General features: G+C 56.2%; 20 protein-coding genes, 2 tRNA genes and 3 pseudogenes. 13 read left to right on the top strand and 12 right to left on the bottom strand.

The window, feature by feature from the left end:
- Window positions 1-222: 222 nt before the first annotated feature.
- A complete protein-coding gene (locus tag BLQ41_RS19835) occupies window positions 223-1311 on the bottom strand; it encodes a 3-deoxy-7-phosphoheptulonate synthase (protein ID WP_090183485.1) in 1089 nt (362 codons plus the stop codon).
- A gap of 625 nt (window positions 1312-1936) precedes the next feature.
- Here BLQ41_RS19835 and BLQ41_RS19840 point away from each other — a divergent pair.
- The 9 genes from BLQ41_RS19840 (at window position 1937) to BLQ41_RS19880 (ending at window position 8604) form a co-directional block, all read left to right on the top strand.
- A complete protein-coding gene (locus BLQ41_RS19840; RefSeq protein ID WP_090183486.1) occupies window positions 1937-2695 on the top strand; it encodes a carbon-nitrogen hydrolase family protein in 759 nt (252 codons plus the stop codon).
- Window positions 2692-3138 (top strand): GNAT family N-acetyltransferase, encoded by a 447-nt coding sequence (locus BLQ41_RS19845; RefSeq protein WP_231997039.1) that lies wholly within the window; start codon window positions 2692-2694, stop codon window positions 3136-3138. Before BLQ41_RS19840 ends, BLQ41_RS19845 begins: the two co-directional genes overlap by 4 nt.
- 127 nt (window positions 3139-3265) lie before the next feature.
- On the top strand, window positions 3266-3907 hold the full coding sequence (gene gacA, locus BLQ41_RS19850) for a response regulator transcription factor GacA (protein ID WP_008015884.1): 642 nt from the start codon (window positions 3266-3268) through the stop codon (window positions 3905-3907).
- 2 nt (window positions 3908-3909) lie between these two features.
- Window positions 3910-5733, top strand: a complete 1824-nt coding sequence (uvrC, locus tag BLQ41_RS19855) for an excinuclease ABC subunit UvrC (RefSeq protein ID WP_090183489.1) — start codon at window positions 3910-3912, stop codon at window positions 5731-5733.
- A gap of 32 nt (window positions 5734-5765) precedes the next feature.
- Complete coding sequence (pgsA, locus tag BLQ41_RS19860) at window positions 5766-6326, top strand: CDP-diacylglycerol--glycerol-3-phosphate 3-phosphatidyltransferase (protein ID WP_090183490.1); 561 nt, start codon at window positions 5766-5768, stop codon at window positions 6324-6326.
- A gap of 63 nt (window positions 6327-6389) precedes the next feature.
- Window positions 6390-6465: transfer RNA gene (locus tag BLQ41_RS19865), tRNA-Gly, on the top strand.
- A gap of 46 nt (window positions 6466-6511) precedes the next feature.
- Window positions 6512-6585, top strand: a tRNA-Cys gene (locus BLQ41_RS19870).
- 262 nt (window positions 6586-6847) lie between these two features.
- Complete coding sequence (locus BLQ41_RS19875; RefSeq protein WP_090182928.1) at window positions 6848-7084, top strand: hypothetical protein; 237 nt, start codon at window positions 6848-6850, stop codon at window positions 7082-7084.
- A 146-nt stretch (window positions 7085-7230) separates the two neighbouring features.
- Window positions 7231-8604 carry a transposase gene (locus BLQ41_RS19880; RefSeq protein ID WP_090182926.1) on the top strand — a complete coding sequence of 458 codons (1374 nt, stop codon included), beginning with the start codon at window positions 7231-7233 and terminating at the stop codon, window positions 8602-8604.
- Window positions 8605-8976: 372 nt separating this feature from the next.
- Here the strand turns inward: BLQ41_RS19880 and BLQ41_RS19885 are convergent, their stop codons facing one another.
- The 3 genes and pseudogenes from BLQ41_RS19885 to BLQ41_RS19895 form a co-directional block, all read right to left on the bottom strand.
- Complete coding sequence (locus BLQ41_RS19885; protein ID WP_090182532.1) at window positions 8977-10413, bottom strand: IS1182 family transposase; 1437 nt, start codon at window positions 10411-10413, stop codon at window positions 8977-8979.
- Between the two features lie 82 nt (window positions 10414-10495).
- Window positions 10496-10963: a hypothetical protein gene (locus tag BLQ41_RS19890; RefSeq protein ID WP_090183492.1), complete on the bottom strand. Its 468-nt coding sequence runs from the start codon at window positions 10961-10963 to the stop codon at window positions 10496-10498.
- Window positions 10964-11144: 181 nt separating this feature from the next.
- A pseudogene (locus tag BLQ41_RS19895) lies at window positions 11145-11996 on the bottom strand (tyrosine-type recombinase/integrase).
- 52 nt (window positions 11997-12048) lie between these two features.
- Between BLQ41_RS19895 and BLQ41_RS19900 the strand changes: the two are divergent.
- The 4 genes and pseudogenes from BLQ41_RS19900 (at window position 12049) to BLQ41_RS19915 (ending at window position 14440) form a co-directional block, all read left to right on the top strand.
- The gene (locus BLQ41_RS19900; protein ID WP_231997123.1) at window positions 12049-12228 is read left to right on the top strand and encodes a tail protein X; all 180 of its coding nucleotides are present in this window, start codon (window positions 12049-12051) and stop codon (window positions 12226-12228) included.
- Between the two features lie 96 nt (window positions 12229-12324).
- Window positions 12325-13370: pseudogene (locus BLQ41_RS19905) on the top strand (phage late control D family protein).
- A gap of 56 nt (window positions 13371-13426) precedes the next feature.
- Window positions 13427-13990 (top strand): glycoside hydrolase family 19 protein, encoded by a 564-nt coding sequence (locus BLQ41_RS19910; protein WP_090183494.1) that lies wholly within the window; start codon window positions 13427-13429, stop codon window positions 13988-13990.
- Window positions 13972-14440: pseudogene (locus BLQ41_RS19915) on the top strand (lysis protein). The gene BLQ41_RS19910 and the pseudogene BLQ41_RS19915 overlap by 19 nt, the downstream one beginning before the upstream one ends.
- A gap of 151 nt (window positions 14441-14591) precedes the next feature.
- Here BLQ41_RS19915 and BLQ41_RS19920 read toward each other — a convergent pair.
- From BLQ41_RS19920 to BLQ41_RS19955, 8 genes are read right to left on the bottom strand one after another with little or no spacing between them, the layout of a single operon-like run.
- A complete protein-coding gene (locus BLQ41_RS19920) occupies window positions 14592-16283 on the bottom strand; it encodes a hypothetical protein (RefSeq protein ID WP_090183495.1) in 1692 nt (563 codons plus the stop codon).
- Between the two features lie 36 nt (window positions 16284-16319).
- Window positions 16320-17348, bottom strand: a complete 1029-nt coding sequence (locus BLQ41_RS19925; protein WP_090183497.1) for a class II aldolase/adducin family protein — start codon at window positions 17346-17348, stop codon at window positions 16320-16322.
- Window positions 17345-18094: an HAD family hydrolase gene (locus BLQ41_RS19930; protein ID WP_197678895.1), complete on the bottom strand. Its 750-nt coding sequence runs from the start codon at window positions 18092-18094 to the stop codon at window positions 17345-17347. Before BLQ41_RS19930 ends, BLQ41_RS19925 begins: the two co-directional genes overlap by 4 nt.
- Window positions 18094-20148 (bottom strand): DUF2029 and NK domain-containing protein, encoded by a 2055-nt coding sequence (locus BLQ41_RS19935; RefSeq protein WP_090183499.1) that lies wholly within the window; start codon window positions 20146-20148, stop codon window positions 18094-18096. Before BLQ41_RS19935 ends, BLQ41_RS19930 begins: the two co-directional genes overlap by 1 nt.
- Window positions 20145-20750, bottom strand: a complete 606-nt coding sequence (locus BLQ41_RS19940) for a phosphatidylinositol-specific phospholipase C/glycerophosphodiester phosphodiesterase family protein (RefSeq protein WP_090183500.1) — start codon at window positions 20748-20750, stop codon at window positions 20145-20147. Before BLQ41_RS19940 ends, BLQ41_RS19935 begins: the two co-directional genes overlap by 4 nt.
- Window positions 20747-21445, bottom strand: a complete 699-nt coding sequence (locus BLQ41_RS19945; protein ID WP_090183502.1) for a glycosyltransferase family 2 protein — start codon at window positions 21443-21445, stop codon at window positions 20747-20749. Before BLQ41_RS19945 ends, BLQ41_RS19940 begins: the two co-directional genes overlap by 4 nt.
- On the bottom strand, window positions 21442-21846 hold the full coding sequence (locus tag BLQ41_RS19950; protein WP_090183505.1) for a GtrA family protein: 405 nt from the start codon (window positions 21844-21846) through the stop codon (window positions 21442-21444). The genes BLQ41_RS19945 and BLQ41_RS19950 overlap by 4 nt, the downstream gene beginning before the upstream one ends.
- Window positions 21843-23516 (bottom strand): NTP transferase domain-containing protein, encoded by a 1674-nt coding sequence (locus tag BLQ41_RS19955; RefSeq protein WP_090183506.1) that lies wholly within the window; start codon window positions 23514-23516, stop codon window positions 21843-21845. The genes BLQ41_RS19950 and BLQ41_RS19955 overlap by 4 nt, the downstream gene beginning before the upstream one ends.
- Window positions 23517-24327: the final 811 nt, after the last annotated feature.

Below are 24327 nucleotides of genomic sequence, written 5' to 3' on the forward strand. Positions count from 1 at the left end.
CTCCGCGGTGTATGAAGAGTCCGCTGTAAGCTGATGAAAAAGTTATAGAAAGTGTAGGAAAACTCGAAATACCCTGAGGTCCTGTTCGGAATATCTGGACATCTTTATGTACCAAGCGAGGCGCATAGCAGCAACGGCCTACTTCCCGTAGGTCATTTGCCGGTCAGAGGATTCGCTTTTCAGATGCCAGCCCTCTGTCGAGGGCTGGTTGCAGGGGAAGGGCTATGCCGGGAGTTGGACGCTGTCCCGAGCCCGGAGCCGGTCGGCGGCTTGGCGCAGTAATTGTTCAGTCGTGCCCCAGCCGAGGCAGCCATCGGTGACCGAAACCCCGTAACGCAGCGTCGGGCTCAAGGGCTGGCAGCCTTCGAACAGGTGACTCTCGATCATCATGCCTACCAGCGACTGGTCGCCTTGCAGGCGTTGCTCAAGCACGTCGTTGAACACGGCAGGCTGACGAGCCGGGTCTTTGCCACTGTTGGCATGGCTGCAGTCAACCATGATCCGCGCCGGGATCTTGAGTCGAGTCAAGTCACTGCGTATTTGCGCAACGTTGTCGCGATCGTAGTTCGGCCCGCGATGACCACCGCGCAACACCAGGTGGGTGTCGGGATTGCCTGGGGTTTGAACAATCGCAGGGTGCCCCTGGCTGTCGACACCGAAATGGCGATGCGGGTGCGCGGCCGAGCGCATGGCGTCGCTGGCAACCGTGACGCCGCCATCGGTGCCATTCTTGAAGCCGACCGGCATGCCGAGGCCGCTGGCCATTTCCCGGTGGATCTGCGATTCGGTCGTGCGGGCGCCGATAGCGACCCAGCTCAACAGATCGTCGAAGTAGCCAGCCGCCATCGGTTGCAGCAGCTCGGTAGCAACCGGCAAGCCGAGTTGAAGCATTTCGCGCATCAGTTCGCGGGACAAGGTCAGGCCACCGGCCATGTCGTCACTGCCATCCAGATGCGGGTCGTAGGCCAGGCCTTTCCAGCCGACCGTGGTGCGAGGCTTTTCGACATAGGCGCGCATTACCAGCAGCATTTGATCGCTGACGTCGGCGGCGAGGCGGGCTAGATTGGCCGCGTATTCGAGCGCGGAATGCGGATCGTGAATCGAGCAGGGACCGACGATGATCAGCAAACGGGCGTCTTCACCGTTGAGAATCGCGCGAACAGCCTGGCGATGTGCGGCGACTTGCTGGGTCAATGCGTGGGTGAGGGGCAGTTGCTGTTTGAGTTGCAATGAGCTGGGCAGGCGCAGGGTCAGCGCTTCATTGGCAGGGCTCAAGGTGGACAGCGGCAGTGCGGAGACGGACGAGTTCATATTCAGGCTTCCTGGGCGGGCGGCGGGTTCTGTCCCGCGCGCTCGGCCCTACTGGGGTGTTCGACAATTAGCCGGATTGGCTGCGTGTGTGTGCTTGCCACCTGTGGGTGACCGATCGGAGGCGGCAGGCTGTCCCGAGCGGAGGCTGGTAAATCGCCAGGCGGTAAAACTGTCGTGACGGTAATAAGTGGCGTAGTTCATGTTCTGAATCCTCAAGGTGTCTGGTGTGTTGCTGAAAGTAATGGGGCTGAAAAACAAAACCCCCGGTCGGGAGGCCGACCGGGGGTTGAGAATTCTCTGGTGGCGACCCGTTTAAAGTGGGCGCCGTGTGGGTATCAGGCGCGCCAGTGGCTAAACCAATACCCAAAATAAAAGCTGACCGGAGCACAAACGTCGTTCACCCGGGCAGCCGCAACCGAGCGCGGGGCGCTGGCGGTACGAAGCGGTGAGAGGGCGTTGAACATGGTTTGTCTCCGATGGATGCGCTGAGCTTACTAGAGGCCGGTGCGCGGTTTCAATCAGAAAATGCTATCGATTGCAGACGGCATTTTCTATCGCTTGAGTGCGTCAGGGTTTATGACACACTTTGCCTTCAGCCCAATTTGCAGCGTTACCAGGACGAACCATGACGACACTGACCATTGCTGCCGCTCAGTCAATCTCCATCGCCGGTGATCTCGCCGCCAATATAGTCTGGCATCAGCGCTTCATGCAGGTGGCAGCGGAGCGGGGCGTCCAGTTGCTGGTCTTTCCTGAATTGTCGCTGACCGGATACGAGCGCGGACTGGCAGCGCAACTGGCGATTGCACCCGATGCCGAGGTGCTGCAACCGCTGCGCGATTTCGCGAGGGAAGTCGGTGTGACAAGCGTGGTCGGAATGCCGATTCGCCTGACGGACGATTCACCGGTATTGATCGGTGCGTTGGTCCTCGGCGCCGACGGTTCGCTTGCGGTCTACAGCAAGCAGCATCTGCATCCGGGCGAGGAGGTGGCGTTCGCACCGGGAACGGGCGGTTCGACATTGACGGTCGGTGCTGACACCGTCGCGTTGGCGGTGTGCGCCGATTTTTCTCACGCCAGCCATGCCGCAGCGGCGGCGGAACAAGGCGCTCACTTATATGCCGCGGGCGTGCTGATCACCGAAAATGGCTACGCGCCGGACACCGCCATCCTGCAAGGCTATGCGAGCGCCCATTCGATGGCCGTGCTCATGGCAAACCACGCTGGTGCGACCGGGGGATGGGAGTCGGCAGGGCGCAGTGCCATCTGGGCGCAGGACGGTTCGCTGATTGCCGCAGCGCCGGGCACCGGGAACCTTCTGGTCATCGCTCGCCGCGACGCTACGGGATGGGAAGGGCAAGTCGTCCAGGTTGCGCAGGCGTGACGGGGTTTGAGTTACGTCCGGCAACCTCCGGGGATCTGGCATTCGCGCGTGACCTGACCTGTCGCAACATGCTGCGCTATTACATCCAGAATGATTTGCTCTGGCTGGACGAGGCATTCGATGTGGCTTGGGCAGGGCGCGAGAACTGGTTGATTGTCCGTGACGGTGTCGTGCTGGGCTATGTGAGCCTGAGTCGTGATGCAAAAGCCCTGTATATCCGCGAATTGCACGTGCTCGAAGCATTTCAGGGGCAGGGAAGCGGTTCCTGGGCGATCGATCAGGTATTCGCCATGGCAAGCAAGGAGCGGCGTCCGGCATTACGCCTGACAGTTTTTGAAACGAATCCGGTGAAAGCGCTCTACGAACGAAAAGGGCTGAGGGTGGTCGGTCAGGACGAGTGTTTCCTGAGAATGCAGCGCGATGTCGATGCGCTCCGTCGCTGAAACGCGCTTGCGACAAGCCTTTCAAGATGTATTGAAACTTTTTATATGACGCTTGCCGCTAGGTCTGCCAGTTGCTTTTTGCTAAGGTGTCCGGCAACCCAATAAGACCATATCGCGAGGTGTCTGCTTGATTAGGGTGCTAGTAGTCGATGACCATGATCTCGTTCGTACAGGCATTACACGAATGCTGGCTGACATCGATGGCCTGCAAGTAGTCGGCCAGGCTGAGTCCGGGGAAGAATCCCTGCTTAAAGCGCGTGAGTTGAAACCCGATGTGGTGCTGATGGACGTCAAGATGCCGGGGATCGGCGGTCTTGAAGCCACGCGCAAATTGTTGCGCAGCCACCCGGACATCAAAGTCGTAGCGGTCACCGTGTGCGAGGAAGATCCGTTTCCTACGCGCCTGTTGCAGGCAGGTGCCGCGGGTTATCTAACCAAAGGTGCAGGTTTGCCGGAAATGGTCCAGGCGATCCGCCTGGTGTTCGCCGGCCAACGCTATATCAGCCCGCAGATAGCCCAGCAATTGGCGATCAAATCCTTTCAGCCGACTAACGATTCGCCCTTCGATGCTTTGTCGGAGCGTGAGATCCAGATCGCATTGATGATTGTCGGCTGCCAGAAAGTACAGATCATTTCCGACAAGCTCTGCCTGTCGCCAAAAACCGTCAATACTTATCGTTACCGCATCTTTGAAAAGCTTTCGATCAGCAGTGATGTCGAGCTGACGCTGTTGGCAGTTCGTCACGGAATGGTCGATGCCAGCCTCTGAAAATGACTGAAGTCTTCGATCCCAGCGCCTTTCTGTCGACGGTCAGTGGGCGTCCCGGCGTCTATCGCATGTTCGACAGCGATGCGCGCCTGCTGTATGTCGGCAAGGCCAAGAACCTTAAGAATCGCCTGTCGAGCTACTTTCGAAAATCTGGTCTTGCGCCCAAGACGGCAGCGCTGGTCGCCCGTATCGCCCAGGTCGAAACGACCATTACGGCCAACGAAACCGAAGCGTTGCTGCTTGAGCAGACGCTGATCAAGGAGTGGCGTCCGCCGTACAACATCCTGCTGCGCGACGACAAATCGTACCCCTACGTCTTCCTCTCGGATGGCCAGTTTCCGCGCTTGAGCATCCATCGCGGGGCGAAAAAGGCCAAGGGCAAGTATTTCGGTCCGTACCCCAGCGCTGGCGCGATCCGCGAAAGCCTGAGTCTGTTGCAAAAGACTTTTTTCGTTCGCCAATGCGAAGACAGCTATTACAAGAACCGGACGCGTCCTTGTCTGCAATACCAGATCAAACGCTGCAAGGCCCCGTGTGTCGGCCTGGTTGAGCCAGAGGTGTACGCCGAAGACGTTCGTCACTCGGTGATGTTCCTTGAAGGCCGCAGCAATGCGCTGACGGACGAGCTGTCCGCGGGCATGGAAGAGGCGGCGATCAATCTCGAATTCGAGCGCGCCGCCGAACTTCGGGATCAGATCTCCCTGCTGCGCCGGGTTCAGGATCAACAGAGCATGGAGGGCGGCACAGGCGATATCGATGTGATTGCAGCGTTCGTCAATCCGGGCGGCGCGTGCGTGCACTTGATCAGCGTTCGTGGCGGTCGAGTGCTGGGCAGCAAGAACTTTTTCCCGCAGGTCGGTATCGACGAAGACGTTTCCGAGGTCATGGCCGCGTTTCTCGGCCAGTATTTCATCACCAGTCCGGAACGCGACTTGCCGAGCGAACTGATCGTCAACGTGGTTCACGAAGATTTTCCGACGCTGATAACGGCCATCGAAGAGTTGCGCGGTCGCGAGCTGACCATCAGCCATCGAGTGCGTGGCACGCGGGCGCGCTGGCAGCAATTGGCGGTCACCAATGCCGAGCAGGCGCTAGGCGCTCGTCTGGCCAATCGTCAGCACGTCGCCGCGCGTTTCGATGCCTTGGCCGAAGTGTTGAACCTGGACGAGCCGCCGCAGCGTCTCGAGTGCTATGACATCAGCCACTCCAGCGGCGAAGCGACCGTGGCGTCTTGCGTGGTGTTTGGCCCGGAAGGCCCGATCAAGTCCGACTATCGTCGTTACAACATCGAAGGTGTCACTCCGGGCGACGACTATGCAGCCATGCACCAGGCCCTGACCCGACGCTTCAGCAAACTCAAGGACGGGGAGGGCAAGCTGCCGGACATTCTGTTGGTGGATGGCGGCAAGGGCCAGCTGTCCATGGCACGCGACGTACTCAATGAGCTGGCGGTGCCTGACCTGATTCTGCTGGGCGTGGCCAAGGGCGCGACTCGCAAGGCCGGTTTCGAAACCCTGTACCTCAACGACGCAGCCCACGAATTTACCTTGCGCGGCGATTCCCCCGCGCTGCATTTGATTCAGCAGATACGCGACGAAGCTCACCGTTTCGCCATTACCGGGCACCGCGCGCGTCGAGGCAAAACCCGGCGTACGTCGACGCTTGAGGGCGTTGCAGGCGTCGGACCGACGCGTCGCCGCGATTTGTTGAAACATTTTGGTGGATTGCAGGAGCTGTCTCGTGCCAGCATCGAAGAGATCGCCAAAGCACCCGGAATCAGTAAAAAGCTCGCAGAGTTGATTTATGCAAATCTGCACAGCGAGTAGAATGCCACCTCACCTCGTAGCCAGTTGTGCCGATGAATATCCCTAATCTGATTACCGTTCTACGCGTCTTGCTCATCCCGATCTTCATTTTACTGTTCTACCTGCCTTATCAATGGAGCTACCTGGCCTCCGCCTCGGTCTTCGCATTCGCCGCCGCCACAGACTGGCTGGACGGTTATCTGGCTCGTCGCCTGGAGCAAAGCACACCGTTCGGGGCGTTCCTGGATCCGGTGGCTGACAAGCTGATGGTGGCCGTTGCGCTGGTGTTGCTGGTGCAAGAGCACGGCAACCTGTGGCTTACGCTGCCTGCCGCCGTCATCATCGGTCGCGAAATTGTCGTCTCGGCACTGCGAGAGTGGATGGCCGAACTCGGCGCTCGCGCTCACGTCGCCGTGTCGAACCTGGGCAAATGGAAAACCGCCGCGCAAATGCTCGCGCTGGTGATCCTGCTGGCCAATCCGTCCGACTTCTCCTTTTGGGTCTTGGTCGGTTACGCCTTGCTGTTGGTGTCTGCGGGCCTGACTTTATGGTCCATGGTCCAATACCTGCGGGCGGCCTGGCCACATCTGAAGACCGACGTGGAAAAGAAATAAAACTTTTTTGAATCAAAGGGTTGACGGGGCTTCTGGATTCTATAGAATGCGCCACACCAAGACGCGGGAATAGCTCAGTTGGTAGAGCACGACCTTGCCAAGGTCGGGGTCGCGAGTTCGAGTCTCGTTTCCCGCTCCAAGTTTGTACGCATTTGTTGTTGAGCAACATGACAGCAAATGTAAGTGGCCGAGTAGCAAAATGGTTATGCAGTGGATTGCAAATCCACCTACGCCGGTTCGATTCCGACCTCGGCCTCCACTATAAATAGCCCCGTAGATCAATGATCTACGGGGTTTTTTATTGCCCTCGGGAAAGTGGCGTGTTCCGCAATTTTTGGGCGGTGTTCCGCAACTGCGAACGTTGGGGGGACCTGGGATCAGAGTAATGTCAGGCCGTAATCGGCCGATTCTGTTGAAAAAGTCGGCGTTCGGATTCAGTCTCTTCTACAGAGCCGATCCATAACGGCCGTTCCATCAGAGTTTCGGGCACCATAACGACCTTAAAAAACAGAACCTCGAATATGAATCATGAACTTTGGCTGGAACCTGATGGCTGTCAGACCTTTTGTCTAGCCGGTGCTCAAGGTGATGGTGCGCGTGCGCTTATGCATTCGGAAGCGAAGCTTGTTTGGGAGGTCGAGGCTGAAAGTCATTTCGAAGCGATGACTAAATATTATTCGCACATGCAGTGGGGTGAGTACCTGACGGACTTTCCTGAACAAGACAAGACTTCCTACAGAAAACTGGGCTGGAAATGACCAGTCAAGAGTCGGATAAAACTGCGGAACCCTCTCAATCTGATAACCACTAGCCATGGTCTGCTTTGGGTCGACTTTGCTAAGAATGGCGCTCCTGTGTCGTCTACGGCAAAATCAGTCTATCGGCCAGCGAGAGAGTACGCAGCATGATGGGACAGTTATCGAGTGGGCAGGAGCGACTGTTTTACTCGTTCAACCTTGAAGATCACATCCCAGCCAATCACCTTCTGCGCAGCATTGATCAATGTCTCGATCTGAGTGACCTGCGCCACTACCTTGCCGATTTTTATAGCCCGATTGGGCGTCCGTCGATTGATCCAGAACTGATGATTCGCATGCTGATCGTGGGCTATTGCTACGGCATTCGCTCAGAGCGGCGGTTGTGCGAAGAAGCCCATTTGAACCTTGCGTATCGCTGGTTCTGCCGGTTGAGCCTTGAAGATGAAATCCCCAACCACTCGACCTTTTCCAAAAATCGACACGGCCGTTTTCGGGAAAGCGATTTGTTTCGCTGGTTGTTCAACGAGGTGCTGCGTCGTTGCATGGACGCCGGCCTGGTCAAAGGCGAAGGATTTGCTGTGGACGCCAGCATCATTAAAGCGGATGCGAGCCGGCAGCGCGGCGTACCGGGGGATGAACAGGTCAACTGGAGCGATCCGTCCCTGAGCACGCGCGCCGTGCGCGAGTACCTTGAGGCACTTGATGAAGAGGCTTTGGTCGAAACGCTGCCGAAGCGTTTATCACTGACTGATCCTCAGGCTCGCTGGACTGCTGCTCCAGGCGGCCCAGCGTTCTACGCTTACTCCACAAATTATCTGATCGATACCGAGCACGGCATCATCATGGATGTGGAACCCACACCGGCTCATCGCACGGCCGAGGTCGAGAGCACCAAGACGATGATCGATCGCGTTGAAGCGCAATTCGACATCAAGCCGGATCGCCTCATCGGCGATACCGCTTACGGCACCGCCCCGATGCTAGCCTGGATGGTGGAGGAAAAAGACATCGAACCGCACGTGCCGGTGTGGGACAAAACCGAGCGCAAGAACGACAGTTTTTCGAGCAACGATTTCCACTGGAATGAAGAGGCTGAAGAATACTGCTGCCCGGCCGGCAAGGCATTGCGCAGTGAATGGCGAGCCTTCAAGAATGAGCGTTCGCACGTTACCAAAGCCAGCACCATCATCTTCCGATCCAGGCAGACCGATTGCGTAACGTGTCCGATGAAAGCCCAGTGCTGCCCGAACACAACGTTCCGCAAGATCGCTCGCAGCGTCCATGAAGCCGCTCGTGATGTGGCGCGGCGCATTGCAGCAACGCCGGCGTATCAGCGCTCTCGCCACGAACGTAAAAAGGTCGAAATGTTGTTTGCCCACCTCAAGCGAATCCTGAAACTGGATCGCCTGCGGCTACGTGGCATAAGTGGTGCGACCGATGAGTTCACGCTGGCCGCTGCGGTGCAGAACCTGCGACGGCTGGCCAAATTTACCTCTCAAGGGCCACCGGTCCCGGGATAGGTGCGCCTGCACTAAGCCAAAAACCTCAAACTAACCCAATAACAACGCAGCAAAGGTCAACGAAGGGCCGAGAAACCACTCAATGTGGTGAGTAGGTTCTCCAATGGTAGTCCGTGCCTGAGTTCAGGTAATCTGAAAATCCGACTTTTTCAACAGAATCGGTCGATTTCTGCCTGTCGTGACCGGCTGAAAACGACCCAGGCTGTGTGAAAACACACTTGATACGTTCAACGCTGAGATTTTCTTGGATTGCCTGCGAAGTCGGTAGTAGGAAGTAAAGATTGGTCCGTGCGACCAACATCGGCGCTCATATGGCTGTTGGGGCCGCGTCAGCGGTCCCAACAGCCACTTACCGACGATCCAGCGGGATGATCACGCCCTGATCGCTTCAAGCAATCCCAAGATGCCGAAGATGCTCATCATTCGTTTGAGGTTGTAGGCGAGCACATGAAGGCTCATCTCAGTGCTCACCCTCGGCAGGGTTTTGGTCAGGAAGTGGGTACTTCCCATCCAGTACTTGAGCGTTCCAAAAGGATGTTCAACGGTCTGTCGACGAACCCTCATCATCGCTGGATCATGTTCTAGCCGAACCTGCATCGCATCGACTACAGCCTCATGTTCCCAGCGCTTCACCCGACGCTCCTTACCCGTCGTACATTGCTTTTGCATTGCGCAGGACTGGCAGCCTGAGAAGTAATAACAATGCAATAACATGCCGTCTTCCGTCGACGAATGTCTCCTGGTTAGTAACTGCCCCGCAGGGCATCGATACTCGTCCGACGCCGCAAGATAGATGAAATCCTGCTTGCCGAATCTGCCTTCCGCTTTGCTGCCAGATGTGAGGGGTTTCGGTACGAAGGTAGTGATGCCGGCTTGCTCGCAAGCAAGGATTTCCAGACCTTTGTAATAGCCTCGATCAGCCACCACCGTTAGCGATTCAGCTCCAATTTCTTCACGCGCCTGGCTCGCCATATTGCTCAGTTGCCCACGATCATTACCAACGTTGGTCACCTCATGGGCAACGATCAGATGGTGTTTGTCGTCGACCGCTGTTTGTACGTTGTAGCCGACCGTTCCGGTGCCTCGGCCGCTCGTGGCCATTGAACGTGCATCAGGATCTGTGAGGGAAATCTGCTGGTCTGGACTTTCGTGGAGCTGCGCCTCGATTTCCTTGAGTTTCTGCATCTGCTTTTTCAGTGTTTCTATCTTTTCTTTCAACCGCTCTGCTTTGGCCTCGGCCACTTCGGGCGTTGCCCGATCCGCCGAATCCATCGCCGCCAGATAGCGATCAATGCTCTGTTCAATCTGCTGCATGCGTGCCTTCACCTTGCCCTGAGTGAAGTTGCGGTCGCGATTATTGACGGCTTTGAACTTGCTGCCGTCGATGGCGATGATCGATTGAGAGAAGAGATTGAGGTTACGGCAAAGCACTACGAACTGGCGGCATACGCTGCGAATGGCTTTACCGTTGTCTTTGCGAAAGTCGGCAATGGTTTTGAAGTCCGGAGCCAAACGCCCCGTTAGCCACATCAACTCGACGTTGCGCTCGGCCTCACGCTCAAGCCGGCGGCTGGACTGAATCCGATTGAGGTAGCCGTAGATATAGATCTTCAGCAACACCGCTGGGTGGTAGGCCGGACGACCCGTTGCAGCAGGATCAACACCTTCAAACCCAAGTGCCCCCAAGTCGAGTTCATCGACGAAAACGTCGACCACGCGCACTGGATTTTCTTCGGCTACGTAATCGTCCAGACACTCCGGCAGCAAGGTGACTTGCGTCCGAGCCTCACCTTCAATGAATCGCTTCATGATCGTCCCCGCCACGATCTAAACGATCAGAAGATTAGACAATCGCAGGCGTTTTCACACAGCCTGGACCCATTGCTGCTGTTCATGCGGTCGTGTCCCAATAGAAATGGATGTACTCATCTTCATACTCAGCGAACAGCGAAACGATGAACTCCGTCTTCATTGAGTACATCAATAGCGCTCCAACGAAACCGGTCGACTCATGCAGCGGTTGTTTGAGCGGAGCGATCAAATCGATCGTCTGATCCGCAACCATCTGATTGAAAACAGCTTCCGAGATCTCCTCAAACTTAGCGTCGGAAACGTATCCCGCGAAATAACTTTCTCCTCCAGATCGCCAATCGATCCATTCCGCGAAAAGCCAGAAATTTAATCCGTTCTCGCCTTGCCGCGTTCGGACTCTGGTTACCCTGATGCGCTCCTCAGAAGAGCGGGTTCGAAAGGCGCTTTGTGGATAAACGGTGTAGTAGATACCGGGGCAATGATTGTGCGCTGTCCAAAAAGTCAGTTGCTCACTGGAGAGTTGATCAAAGTCGCTTCTATCGAACATGGAGGAACCTAATGTTGGCGTCGTGCCAAAGGTAAGAGCGCCCGATATTAGCAAAATGCAGGAAGATCTTTTTCGGGGACTGTCCGCTCCTAGCCGTTTTCTGCCTTTGGCCAACGGCAGCTTTGGGTCGATTTGTCCTCGCAGGGATAAACTTCTGGTAGCAACCAATCGCGCCCCTTAGTTATTTTGTGGGTCGCACAATTTCACCAACACGGCGATAAACCTTTTTTGTCATCTCCTGCGTTGAGTGGCCAAGCAGGCGGCTAGCATGACTAATGTCGTCAATTTCGCTGGCAGCTTTTGGTCGAATGTCGCGGAATTGGAACTGGCGGATCGCGGCGGCAAGCGTTGCATCACCTTCAGCCGCGGCCTTCGCGGCTGCTTTTTCTTGGGCTTCTTCCCAACGATTTCTCAGCATTGCGTAACTCATTCGCAGGCCCGCCTGGTTGGTGATCAGGCTTGAGCTTCTGATGCCTGCCATGACTTTGCGCTCGAGTAGGGCATCGAGGAAGGTGCTAAGCCCTGATGCGTCTGTACCGTCGTGTAGACGGATGCGCAAGCGTTTCTCGGTCTTGCCCTGGCCCACCATCAGGAACCCGTTATTCAAGTCGGCAGTTGATGCTTTGAGCACATCGGCGGGGCGCTGGCCGGTCAGGTAGGCTAGGTCCATTGCGTCTTTCAGCTCGGGCGGTGCCTCTGTGTAAACCGCATCCCACACGATTTTGCCTGCGTAGAAGTCGCGGGGTGTTTCTTTGTTCCTACGTAAGCGGGCGCAAGGGATTGCCTTTTCAGTGAGCCCCCATTCGCGGGCAAAGGTGAATATGGTCGAGAGGAGGGCGATTTCGCGGTTGGCGCGCACCTTTGCTGTTCTGGCGTCGCAATACTGGGCGATCACTTGCGGGGTGACCGCGTCTACAGGGGCTGACTAGAACGCATTGCGTAGTTGTTTGAGGCCTTTCAAGTAGTCCTTTTGAGTGCCGGGATTCAGCCCAGGGATCACTTTTCTTTCGTAGTCGTCGAAAAACCTGCCCATCAGGTGAGTAGGCTTGAGTGTGGCTTTGCGATCCAGACGTGCCCATTCGACTTTGGCTTCATCGAGGTCGCCACCGAGCGGAATTTCGACCCGGTTCAACGGCAGTGTCGAGGCGGTGCTCGATGCCAATCAGGGGCTGGCCGGGGAAGAGCAGCCTTTCCGCGCCGGCTTGATCATCCTGTTGCCGGATCTGCCGACCCCGGTCACGGAAGCGGTCACCCTCTGGGACTGACCCCGTCTGGAGTCGCCGCCGGCGCGCGATCGCGTTATGCGTAACGCCATTTCCCCCAAACCCGCCTTGTGCGGGTTTTCTTTTGGACGCACTCCCATGACTCCCATGTTTCGCGTCGTCGCCGATGGTACCGACATCACCGGCCTGATCAATGATCGGCTGATCCGGCTCAGCACCACCGACAAGCCCGGGATGGACTCCGACGAGTTCGAGTTACGCATTGATGACTGTGACGGTCTGGTGACGTTGCCCCCGCGCGGTGCGGGGATCGAGATCTACTTAGGCTATGTCGAGACGGGTGTGGCTCGTCTGGGTCGCTACGTGGTCGACGAAACACGGTATCGGGTCCGCCGGACACGATCGAGATCAAGGGCAAGGCCAGCGACATGCGCGGCAGCGGCAAGACCATTCGCAGCGGGAGCTGGAAGAACGTGCGCTTGTCAAAGATCGTCGCCGACATCGCCTCGCGTAACGGCTGGCAGCCGGGTTGCCCGGTGACGACGAAAGTGGCCCGAGCGGACCAGCTCAGCGAGTCCGATTTTAATTTCATCACGCGCTTGGCCAAGCAATATGACTGCACGGCCAAGGTCGCGGACGGCAAGCTGTTGGTTATGCCGCGCCAAGGAGGGCAGAGCGCAAGCGGCAAGGCCTTTGGCGCGATCACCATCACCCGTCAGGACGTCAGCCGCTGGCAGTTCCGCCTGGGCGATCGCAACACACACGGGAAAGTGGCCACCAAACACTAACACAAGAAGGGCGGCAAGCTCGCGGTGGTGTCCCTGGACAACGACGACGCGCCGGCCGGCCTTCCCTCGGTGCATACCGATCGGCACATTCACCCGAACAAGTCTGCCGCCGAATCGGCGGCCAAGGCGCGCTTGGCGGCCTTCAACCGCTCCGGTGCCGACGTGCGTTTTGAAATGCCCTGCCGCACGGATCTGTTTGCCGAGCGGCCGATCAATGCCCAGGCCTTCAAGGTCGGGCTCGATGGCGAGTATCTGGCGGATTCGGTCGAGCAGGTTTACACCCAAGCCGGCTGGTCGACCAGGGTCGAGTGCAACGGCGGCAACAAGGGTAAAGCCAAAGTCAAGGGCAAGAAAAAGAAGGAGGTGAGGCCGGTCAAGGTCGTCAATCTCGACTAATGCTTTTGCGTCCCCATTAACCCGCCGCGTGCGGTTTATTTATGTCTGAAGTTTGTATGTCCATTACTGAGCAACAGCTACAACGCATCATGCCCAACGCCCGCCGCCAAGCGGGCGTTTTTGTTTCTGCCCTCAATGCCGCTATGGTCCGCCGGCAAATCAATACATTAAAACGTCAGGCTGCGTTCCTGGCCCAGGTCGGTCACGAGTCCGGACAACTGCAATACGTCCGCGAACTGGGCGGCGATCGGTACCTGAGCAAGTACGACACCGGCACCCTGGCCGTGAATCTGGGCAACACGCCGGAAGCGGTCGGTGATGGCCAGCGTTACCGTGGTCGGGGCCTGATTCAGATCACCGGTCGCTGTAACTACCTGTGTTGCAGCCTGGCGTTGTTCAGTGATGAACGTTTATTGCGCACCCCGGAACTGCTCGAGTTGCCGCAATGGGCCGCCGAGTCGGCCGCATGGTTCTGGTGGGGGCGTGAGCTAAATGCCCTGGCCGATCGGGATGAGTTCGAAGCCATTACCCGCAAGATCAACGGCGGTCTCAATGGCCTGCCAGATCGGTTGCAACTGTGGGAACGAGCGAGGGTCGTGCTATGCGTTTCATCGACCTGATCCCAGTCCCCTATCGGCTGTACGTCGTGGGAGCGGGACTGGTGTTAGTGGCCGGTGGCTCTGCCGCGTTGGCCTGGCAGATTCAGGACTGGCGCTACGGTCAGTAACTTGAGCAGCAAGCCCGCCTGCAGACCGACACCCTCAATCAGATAGTCCTGGCCTCGGCCAAAGGAACTGAGTGATGCTCAAACCAATCAGGCTCGCCTGCGCGATCGCCTTGCCACTGCTGATTTGCGGCTGTCAGTCTTACTCGACACCACCGATGCCGCCAGCGGCTGCGCAGTGCCAGCCACCACCGCCACCGGCAGCATGGTTCATGGCCCCGCAAGAGCCCAACTTGACGCAGCGCATGCTCAACGAATTATCGGCATCACCGATGCCGGCGACCAAGGACTTATCGCATTGACGGCCTGTCAGGCCTACGCCAAAGAAGTCTCGACACCGAAATGAAAAAAAACGACCGGGATGGCTTGCTCCAAGACAAGTTTGGCGTAACACCGGCCAGTGCTTTTTTCAAACAGCGTTAACACTTCTTCCCACACCGTTTCGTCTCTCTGACTGATGTTTTGAGTGATTGCAAACGAGACCCTTGGAAGGGGGGTCAGGGCGAAATGACGGGTTTGTTATTGCTCAACAGAGCTTCTGACTTGTATACCTTTAGACGGCCTAGGTCGCAGGCGACCGTAAAGCGCAGGTTGTCGAAGGTGCCTTCGCTGGAGAGGAGCATACGGCTCTGGCGATCCAGCTTGTAGCCCTCGGCGGTTTTCTCGTCGGTTTTCTTCACCCGTTTTTCGAACTCCTCGATAGGGAGGAAGCCGACAGCATCTCGGGTATCCAAGACCAGGAAGTCTATCGGTTTGTCGCAATACTTACCTGCTGGGGACAGGTTGTTCCATGCAACGGAGACACACGTTTCAGGGTAACTGAGTGCGTTGATTGCCGATGGTGCCGTGAAATCAATGAAGATATGTCCGGGCTTGCGACCATTACTGTGTTCCTCGATGCAACTTACCGTGGAGGATGCGAGGCTCATCTCATTGCGCGAGAGGGCTTCTTTGATGAAGTAGCTAAAGTGGTTGTTAAGGGAAGGGCCTCTATCGAACGCCTGCTGGACACTGCTGCCGTTTTCAAATTCTTCCTCAGCACGACCGGCAACATCAGCCATCATCAGGATGATTAGCGTGCCAAATAAGTAAACAGCCTTTGGTGAGCTCGCATATCCGGTGATGCCGAGCAGGATCAGGAACGAGACGCTGGTGAAGTAAGTGCCGATGCCGGTAACGCTTTTCACCGAGAGTATTAGGTATGTGGTTGCCAGCGTGACAGCGACCAGTATAGCGACAAAGTCGGCACGGCAGTTCCTGTTGCGGATGATCACGACCAGCCAACCTGCGGCGAGCACGGCCATTACAACCGCATTAGTCAGCCTGCTGAAAGCCCCCAGGTAAAAGCGCTCGATGGGATTATCCGGGCCGGACGGGACGCGGGTCACTTCGAGGAAGTGCAGCAGAATGGAAAGGTAATCGGTCCAGATCTGCGGCTTGAAAGGAATAAGCAAGAACAGTGGATTGGTCAAAATGCCCAAGACCAGCAGGAACACGATTGCCGGGATGATCAGTACCGGGACAATCTGCCTTCCCTTTATTCGTCGCAGCACCAGGAAGAGGGCCAGTGGGGCGATCAGCAGTCCGCTCAGCTTGATCGCACCGGCGACTGCAAGGCTCAGGGCTACGCGAACTGCCCCGCCGACTGTTGCCCGCTCGTAATTCAGGGCTAGATAAACGGTAAGCAGCGAGAAGAACGTTACCGCATTGACCGTGCCAAAGCGCAGCGAAAAATAGCCGAGAGAAGGGAAGAGGATAAACATCAGTACCGCGCTAGCGCAGCCCCACTCGGCAACCTTCAGATGCTTTAGCGTCTTGCGCATGACGATCATGCTCAGGACCGCGAACAGCAAGGAAATCTGGCGAGGAGCGACGATCAAGGGCCAGTCTACGGAGAAGGCGTGGCTGATCATGAACAGGGGGTAGGTGATCAAGGCCAGTGGCGCCCAGAATATCCAGCCGTACGCGTAGTTGTTGATCGAGAACAGTTGCTCCAGGTTGCCGGACTGCAGACCCAAGTGAACCTGGCGCAGGGTCGATTGGAACGCAACGTCATCGATTGCCCGGAAGCCGAGTATGGAGAAGCTGCTCGAGAAGGTGAAGTTTTCGAGAAAGAGGACGGCGATAATGGCGCCGGCGATGGCATAGCAGGCGATCGTGTAAGCACGAAATGAGCGTTCGGTCGTCATGAGGGGATCGTCAGTGAGCCTTGATAGTGTGGGGAGTTATTTCGTCACCTGTATGCGGTAGCGTTCCGCGTCCCAGTTTAGGAGTCCGCAAATGTCGTCCTCGGAAAGGGAGGAGAGCAGTGCGTCAGCATCCTGGCGGGCGAGGACGTCGTAGTAGCATCGGATTTGTGCTTGCTTGCCGGTATTGAAGGTAGGGAGGGTAAACACACCCTTACCGCGAATGAATAGGACATCCGGCATCAGGGTGGCCCTCGCGAGGGATGAAGGTAGTTCGGCCTCGTCGTTCACCGTCACCGCACGAGCGCCCATAAAGACCACGTGATCGGGGTACAGGGCCCAGTCGTCGTGTAGGCGCTCGAAGAGTATTGGATCGATAGCTAGTTGGTGAATTAGTGGATCACCGATTGGGCCCCAGGAAAGGGTTCCGTCGCTGCTGATGGGGGCCGTGGGCAATTTGGCTGCAACCGGCGCACGCGGTGCGGTGCGGAAAATGCCTGTCAGTGTGAGGAGGATGGCATTGGCTTCGGCAATGCTGCCTGCTCCGATCACGACCCCGTGGTTCTGCAAAAAAACTACGTTCGAACCAGGAGTCTCAGCCAGTGCTTCTGCCACGCCAGTCGCCAAGGCAGCACCTGGCTTGAGGTATCCTACGCAGGTCCAGGTAATTCCCGGAGCAGATGCATGGCTGAGGGTCTCGCGAAAGCCTGATCTGACCAAATGCGCCAGTACCTCGACGGCGTGGACATGGACAACGATCCGGTGGGGCATAAGGGCGTGAAGCAAAGTCTCGATTGATGGACGGAGGGTAGAGTCACCGCGGATGAGGGGCTCCACCTCAAAATTACCGACTTTGATTGCTTTTCGCAGGAGGGCCAGGTCGACGGGTACAAAGATATCCTTCTCGGCAGCATCTGCGAGCCAAGTGCCGGATGCCTTGACCCAAAGGGTGTCGCTATCCTTCCAGGATATGTTGCCACCGGCGCCCTGCACCAACAGGGGGTCAGATCCGATGAATGCGCAGTAGGCGCTGACCTCCGCTCGGAGGTCGCTTTTGTCGAATTTCATCGTTTATCTCCCAGATTAGCAATGAGCTTTCTCAGCGCGTTGAAGCTCTTGAACGATGCATCTGGTGTGTTTTCTCCTTCGCCGAGCGCTGAGCCTGAATGGATTTTCTGCAGAGTTACTGCATTGATTTTTTGCCGTGCACCGCGAATGTCATTCACTGGATTGTCGCCTATCATCCAGATGCAGTCCCCCACTGGCCGCATTTTCTCAAGTGCGATTTGAAAGGGGGCCTCATGGGGTTTGTCGAAACCGGCTTCTTCGCTGGTTACAATGTAATCGAAGTAATGATCGAGCCCGAAATAGACCACCTTGCGGAACTGGATCTGAGCCGTCAGGTCGGTCACGATCGCGGTCGGGATACCCAGCAGACGTAGGTCGTCCAACAGGTCCTTGACCTCGTCGAACAGCACGGCATTGCTGAGAAAGGTGCGCCAGTAGGTCTGTTCAAAGTCCAGTGCCAGCAGAACCTGCGAACCCAGGCCCATGATTTCGAGCATGCGCTGCAGGTACAGAAGACGGCTGTGGGAAGACGCGGTGTGTTTCAGGCGAGTCTTAACCTGCTGCCGTGCTTCCTTGAACGCTTCGTCAAATACTTCCGGCTTGATCGAGAAGGTATTGACCACTTTATCTCTGACCGCCTGCTGTGCAGCGGCGTGCGCCGGATCGTAGGGGTACAGCGTGTTATCGGTGTCGAACAGAATGGCGTCGGGGAGGCGATTGAACCGCTCGGGTGCAAAAATCTTCACTATATGAACCGTTTTGTCAGTGCTTGGTTGATATGGGAGAGGGTAATCAGTTGCATTAACCCCATGACGCCGTTTTGCCATTGTGGCTTGAGGTCCAGGAATTCGAAGACGCGCGGGCAAATCATCCGCGCCGCCATTTCGATGTCATGGGCCGATGTTTCGCCCTCAATCGTCAACTCAACTTCCGTTGTGTCGTTGCAAGTGGACATGTCGACGTGCAAGCCGCACACCCCGACCAGTACTCGGGTGAGCGAGAGTTCATTCAGGCCGTTGCGCGATCGCGCGACGATCTTGAAGTGCAGCGGGTGGTTCTTGACGGCGCCTTCCAGAATGCGCGGATGAATGGGCTGCAAGGACAGTACCAGGTCTGCATGAGCGGCTTGTGGGCGAATAAACCGTGCCGAATCCGGCTCTCTGCGCTCAAAGGAGGCGAGCACCTTCTCTTCGGTGTGGCCACGCTGATGTACGTCGCGCTGAAGCTTAAAGTGCCGTCGCAAGCCTTCGTCGATGTCCAGGTAAACACTGAGGTTGTAGCACTCACGAAGGATCGGCATATAAAGCGCATGCAAGCCACTGGCAATCACGAAGTCATTGCTTTTGATCATGAACGGGCGGCTCATGCGGCCCGATTGGTGATCATAGTGCCGCGATTGAATATTCTTCGAGTCGACCAATGCCACCAGATCGTTGGCGAAGCCTTCCAGGTCGTTTGACATCGGGTTAAGGTGGGTCATCACCTGCCACATGGGTTTCTGGCGGTCCCACAGGTGGTAGTCATCACCGGAAAGCGAGGCGACCGAGTGGTCGCCAAACAAGCCTTTAATGGCATCCGAAAACGTGTCCTTGCCTGCCCCCGAATCGCCGGCGATTCCAATAACGAAAGGCTTGCGGCTGAGTCGAAAGTAATCATTGCGGCTGACCGATTCGCGCCATATTCGAATGGCCAGGATAACGCCTGCTGCCACCATGGCGGTTTGAACCAGTGAAGACAGTTTTCCGCCGAATAGCCATTGGCTGGTCGCCTGTGGCAACCAGGTTGCCTGCTCCACAATGAGCTTGGCATCCGGGGTGATCAGTAGAGCGCTCGCCACATAGAACAGCGAAAAGATTCCGGTAATGGCGATGGCCACTCGGTTGCTGGCTGCCTGATAGGCTACCAGGGGCGGAATGGCCCAGATAAACCATCCCGGTGAGGCCGGCGTCATCAGGATCACAAGCAAAAAAACCATGCCAAGCATCGAGTGGAAAAGCTCGAAATTTGGCCGTTTTATCCGCCAGGCTGCATAAATCATCAGCAAGTAGGCGAGTGGTACTACATACACGAGAGTGGTATCACCAACACTGAAAGCCAGTCGGTAAACTTTTCCAATCTCCGGGCTGTTGATCAGCATGCTGACGCCCGAGCTGGACAACAGAAATGGCAAGAGTGTCACCACAGTGCCTACTGCGAGGCCAATCAATAGGCGTGGCAGATGCTGGCGCAACGGTCGGTTGTGCTGCAGATAGATCAGGAAGAAAGGCACTGCCAGTACCATGCTCAGCTTGGCCGAGATGGCTGTGACAACTATCACGCCCGTCAGTATCAAGCGTGCACGCTTGAGAAAGTACAGCGAGCAGGCCAGTAGTAGCACTGGGATCAAGTCGTTGAACCCGAGTACGTAGGTGCCGACGACCACGATTGGCGACAGCCAATACACCGCAACTAACAAGCGGTCACGGTTGGGAACTATTTTCCTGAGCACGGCCAGCAGCAGGAAATCTGCGCCTATCAAAGTCAGGCCATAACCGAGTATCAACGGTAGCGAGAGTACCTTGCAGAGCAAGATCAACGGCAGGAACGCCCCCCACATCACGTAACCATAAGGGAACGCGGTAATGACGCCACCCTGGTTCATCCATGTGCCCCATGGGTCGAGTGTCAACGTGCGGGTGCTGTTATCCAGAAAGGGCAGATACCAATCGGTGACCGGCGCCGGGACAACCCAAAATACGAGGACAAGACGAATCGCCAGTCCGAGCAGAAAGGCCGGCCGGCATAAAAGCTTTATGTTCATGCGTGCGAAGCCAACGTTTCCCAAAGGTCAGGTCGTTTGGTGCAAACTGCTTCGGCAACAATATTTCGATCAGCCAAGAGTTTCGCCAGCAAGGGGATTTCGGTTTCCGCATCGCGGCCCTGAAGTTCAGGGGAAACCAGGCACAGTTTGAAACCAGCGTCCTGTAGTCGCTTGGCGTCTACGTGGCTAAGTGGGAACTGGGTGAAGCAGTCGACCCATACCCACTCGACCTTGCCTGCCAGCGTCATGGCCGTTTCAATCGATTCGAATTCGGACACGCGGACGGCGCATCGGCGTTCTCCGGCCTTGGACCACTTGATGAGGAAAGGAAAGGATTGGTCGAGGAAGAAGTAGTCTTCGATGCCCTTTTCTTTCATCAGCGCGATCAGGCGTGCTTCCAAGCCTTCTTCCTTGACGTTTAGAATCAGGGTGCCGTGCCGATAGTCGGCAATCCATTTATCAAACGACTCACCTTGCATACAGGCGTCATGGTGAATAATCAAGTCGTTGCCGTAGCTACGGATGTCGACTTCAATGCCATATTTCCCTTCTGTGGCATTGAGTTCCTGGCGGGTGTTACGCCGATGCGAAATGAGCTTCATGTCCTTAGACTCTTCTTAAGTTGCAAACTGAAATCGACAGTTCTGCGGATGAACTTTCGTTTGGCGGCCCAATTGACGTTCCAGTGCGAAACACCATGGGCGCGTTCACCAAAACGCACGTCAAATCGATACGCCTTCAGGGACTGTACATGGGCCTGATAGTAGGCATACAGGTCGAGCGCAAAATCGGACGGGGCTGCTTGCCAGCGTTGGAAGAATACCTTGGAGAACATCGTTGGCTGCGCGTTGATGTCCCACATGGGCTTGCCCAGCAGCGCTGTTTCGAAAACGCTCATGCCGAACGTGAACACGACGTCCGCCAACGGACGTCCAAAGCGCCGCCCTTTTACAAAGATATTCGGACCGTGTTGATCGAAAAACTCCAGACCGCGCAATGCGTCCATGGGGTCGGTTTGAAGGTCGGCATGAGTCCAGCCAAGAATCTCGCCTCGAGCGGCACGCAGGCCGGTAAGAATGCCGAAGCCGTAGCCCTGATTGACCTCCACTCGCACGCTTCTGCATCCGGGATAGGCGGGCAGAAGTCGCTCCAGAACCTGCGGGCTGGCGTCGGTGGAACCGTTGTCGACCAGAATAACCTCGACGCCGGGTCGTTGGAACAGGCCTTTGCAGCGTTCCAGTAGCAACGGCAGATTCGCCGATTCGTTGTAGCAGGGGATGATGAGCGAAAACTTCATGACTTCTCCATAAGTACGCTGGCCTTGAACACAAACAACTTCATTCCCTGGAAGTTGAGGACAGCCGATACGCCCGTGGCAATCAGAAAAGCAACCTGGACCGCAATCGATAATGGACTAAGCAGCGCCAGGCACCCTGCGTTGACTAGGACATTGGCGCTCAGGGTAATCGCATACAGCAGGACAAAGCGCCATACGCTGCCAGGTGCGTGTTCTTGGTGGCCGAATGTCCACACCCTGTTTGCAAAGTAAGCAAAAAGGGTGCCGGTCAGAAAACCGATCGCTTTGGCCAGGTCGATATTCATCCAACCTGTCCAAACCAGACTCCGGTAGGTCAGGAAGTCGATCAGGACAGTCAGCGAGCCTACGACCAGAAAGACTGCAAGCTCACGCTTGATCATGCTGTAGTTCCTGGTAACTCGGGCACTGTTGCCTGATAACGATTTTCTAGCTCAGCAATGGCCTCGGGTGGGATTCGACCATCGTTTTTCAGTCGATAAGGGTGACCTGCCCATTTGTGGAAGCAAGACTGCCAATATTCGAACGTGCGCAGGTCGTTTGGAGTACCCCACGACAAGAAACTGTCGACTTCGAACAGTTCGCAGCGCAACCCCGATTCGATTGCGTCATTAATAGCCGAGTCAATGTAAAATTCGCCATTGATACGACCGTCACGTTGAATCAACCGCGAGACTACCTGACGGAAGTCTTCGGCGCGACGGAACGTGAAGGTTCCCAAAACAATGGGGTCTGTTGCCGGGGAATCGAGTGGTGTTTTAACCGAGACCTGACGAATTCGACCATTTTCTGCATCGATCCAGCCAAACATTTGCGGATGACGGATGGCATTTGCATTCCCCCTTACGCCCCACACAATGACGTCTACATCTGGATTATCGACCAAGTCCTGAAATGCCTTCTCATCATAGAGCGCGCCATTGTCGCAGGCCCCGAAGGTAATCGGGCCTTGAACATCGGTAATGACGCGTTCCAGTGCTTCCAGCCCCAGTAGCGCTGTGCAAGCCTGGCCCTCAGTAACCTGCGGGATTGTTTCAATCACGGTACCGAGGAATGCACGCTCCAGCTCTTTGGCGATTTCGGCGTGACCGGGCATGTCCTTACGCAGGACAAAGGCGTGGTGCGCGGCCTTGGGCAAGTCCTCTGTAGCCTGGGTCACCATCGACTTCCCGGAAACAGGGATCAGTGGTTTGGTCAGGCTGTAGCCTTCGTTGGCGAAGCGCTGGCCCATACCTGCCATCGGGATAATAAGGGCGCCAGTTGTTGCGGCCGTTGCTCGCTCCGGTTGGCGGTTCATCATCTCGAACACCGTCGACCAGCCGTTGTATTCTCGAACGTCGTCCGGAGTACCCCATTGCATGAAGTGTTGAAGGGGATAAACCGCGACAGGGCGTTTGTCTGCCAGGAGTGGTTTGTAGGCCAGACTGACGTAGTACTCGCCACCGATGTTGAGTTGCTGGTCCATGGTGTCGCGAAACGCTTCGCTCATGGTCTTGCCCGAGTCGAAATAGTAAGTCCCACTGGAGGCGAACTCTTCCATGCGATTATTGGTGTAGGGCTGTTTTTCTTGAATGTCCTGCACCCAACCCTGCGTTTCGCGCATATAGGCATAGTTCGTGCTGCCAAGGGTGTGCGGATGGAAGCCTTTATAGGCTGGTATTGCACCCGCGCATGCCGTCGCCTTGACGAATTGTTTGAAATGCTGCCAATCCCAGTAACAGGTGAAGTCGCAATAGTTGACAATCACCGGGGTGTCAGCGGCAATCAGATGCTCTACCTGTCGTACAGCATGGATCGGGCCGAGTTTATGAGCAGGAATACCGACAATCTGACCGGTAGGACAGTGGTGTTGCAGAATGGACGCCATGCGGTAATCAGGGTTGTCCAGATGGTCTTGATTGCAAATAAAAATAAAATCGACTTCACCAGGAAACATGTCAATGACATGGGCAATGATTGGCTTTCCGCCGATTTCAATAAGTGGTTTGGGGACTGAGTAGCCCGCTCGACGGAAGCGCTCGCCGAACCCTGACATTGGAATAATTATCTGCACAAAATACTCGTTCAAATACAGTGTTGACGTTAAGGTTTTGCACAGCCGTGTGCCAGCAACGCGACCAATCGCAAATGGGCGGCATTTTAGTCTGTAGACAGGCGCAGAGTCAGCCTTAATTTACGGGTTGCGTTCGTCGATTTTGAGCGTGGGTGCGTGATGATGGACGGCTGAACGTGCGACTCAGGTTTATCGATGACGAGGAGAGATGAATCGGCGGCGATTCAGCTTTTGCTACGAGATAGATATTGGCCCGCTCTTTGTCGTAGCCCGATTCGAGATAGGAAAGGATATCGCGCGATGGAATGGTTACCCGGGCACAGTTGGCGTGAGCCGCTTGGAGGCTGTAAATGGTGGCTGGATTGCATCGACAGACACTGTCGCTGCATGAGGTAGCGCAGGTCTTCATTGCGTCGTCCAGTTGGGGTTTTGCGAAACCGGGTGGTACGAAAGTGGTACGCGTTGATTTTGTAATGTCTGTGAGCCGCGTAATACAAGGCCTGTAAGGTTGGCCCAATCCATCATCGGAGCGAATAACACCTACTGGTCTCAGCGATGATCCTGTTTACAACTGCTGGCGTTGCTATTAGTGCGTGCGTTGGCCCGGGACCGAGCACGCGACATCTATGAATGCCAGTGCAAGAGACGGAAAATCCGCTCCGCAATCCAAAACCAGTACCTTGAAAGCCGTGGGGTGCAGGCCGTTAAAAATCAGTAGCTTGCGGAACGGTAAAGCTGCTAACCTATTGAAATAGTTTGTTTTGTGGATGGATTGAAAATCCACCTACGCCGGTTCGATTCCGACCTCGGC

The organism is Pseudomonas arsenicoxydans (assembly GCF_900103875.1).
GTDB classification, from domain to species: Bacteria; Pseudomonadota; Gammaproteobacteria; order Pseudomonadales; family Pseudomonadaceae; genus Aquipseudomonas; species Aquipseudomonas arsenicoxydans.

Excerpts from the sequence above, each read along its gene's own strand:
- BLQ41_RS19885 (WP_090182532.1), bottom strand. The coding sequence starts at position 10,413 with ATGAAGCGATTCATTGAAGGTGAGGCTCGGACGCAAGTCACCTTGCTG.
- BLQ41_RS19935 (WP_090183499.1), bottom strand. The coding sequence starts at position 20,148 with ATGAACATAAAGCTTTTATGCCGGCCGGCCTTTCTGCTCGGACTGGCG.
- BLQ41_RS19875 (WP_090182928.1), top strand. The coding sequence starts at position 6,848 with ATGAATCATGAACTTTGGCTGGAACCTGATGGCTGTCAGACCTTTTGT.
- BLQ41_RS19945 (WP_090183502.1), bottom strand. The coding sequence starts at position 21,445 with ATGAAGTTTTCGCTCATCATCCCCTGCTACAACGAATCGGCGAATCTG.
- BLQ41_RS19890 (WP_090183492.1), bottom strand. The coding sequence starts at position 10,963 with ATGTTCGATAGAAGCGACTTTGATCAACTCTCCAGTGAGCAACTGACT.
- pgsA (WP_090183490.1), top strand. The coding sequence starts at position 5,766 with ATGAATATCCCTAATCTGATTACCGTTCTACGCGTCTTGCTCATCCCG.
- uvrC (WP_090183489.1), top strand. The coding sequence starts at position 3,910 with ATGACTGAAGTCTTCGATCCCAGCGCCTTTCTGTCGACGGTCAGTGGG.
- BLQ41_RS19925 (WP_090183497.1), bottom strand. The coding sequence starts at position 17,348 with ATGAAATTCGACAAAAGCGACCTCCGAGCGGAGGTCAGCGCCTACTGC.
- BLQ41_RS19835 (WP_090183485.1), bottom strand. The coding sequence starts at position 1,311 with ATGAACTCGTCCGTCTCCGCACTGCCGCTGTCCACCTTGAGCCCTGCC.
- BLQ41_RS19950 (WP_090183505.1), bottom strand. The coding sequence starts at position 21,846 with ATGATCAAGCGTGAGCTTGCAGTCTTTCTGGTCGTAGGCTCGCTGACT.
- BLQ41_RS19840 (WP_090183486.1), top strand. The coding sequence starts at position 1,937 with ATGACGACACTGACCATTGCTGCCGCTCAGTCAATCTCCATCGCCGGT.
- BLQ41_RS19940 (WP_090183500.1), bottom strand. The coding sequence starts at position 20,750 with ATGAAGCTCATTTCGCATCGGCGTAACACCCGCCAGGAACTCAATGCC.
- BLQ41_RS19920 (WP_090183495.1), bottom strand. The coding sequence starts at position 16,283 with ATGACGACCGAACGCTCATTTCGTGCTTACACGATCGCCTGCTATGCC.
- BLQ41_RS19880 (WP_090182926.1), top strand. The coding sequence starts at position 7,231 with ATGATGGGACAGTTATCGAGTGGGCAGGAGCGACTGTTTTACTCGTTC.
- BLQ41_RS19910 (WP_090183494.1), top strand. The coding sequence starts at position 13,427 with ATGTCCATTACTGAGCAACAGCTACAACGCATCATGCCCAACGCCCGC.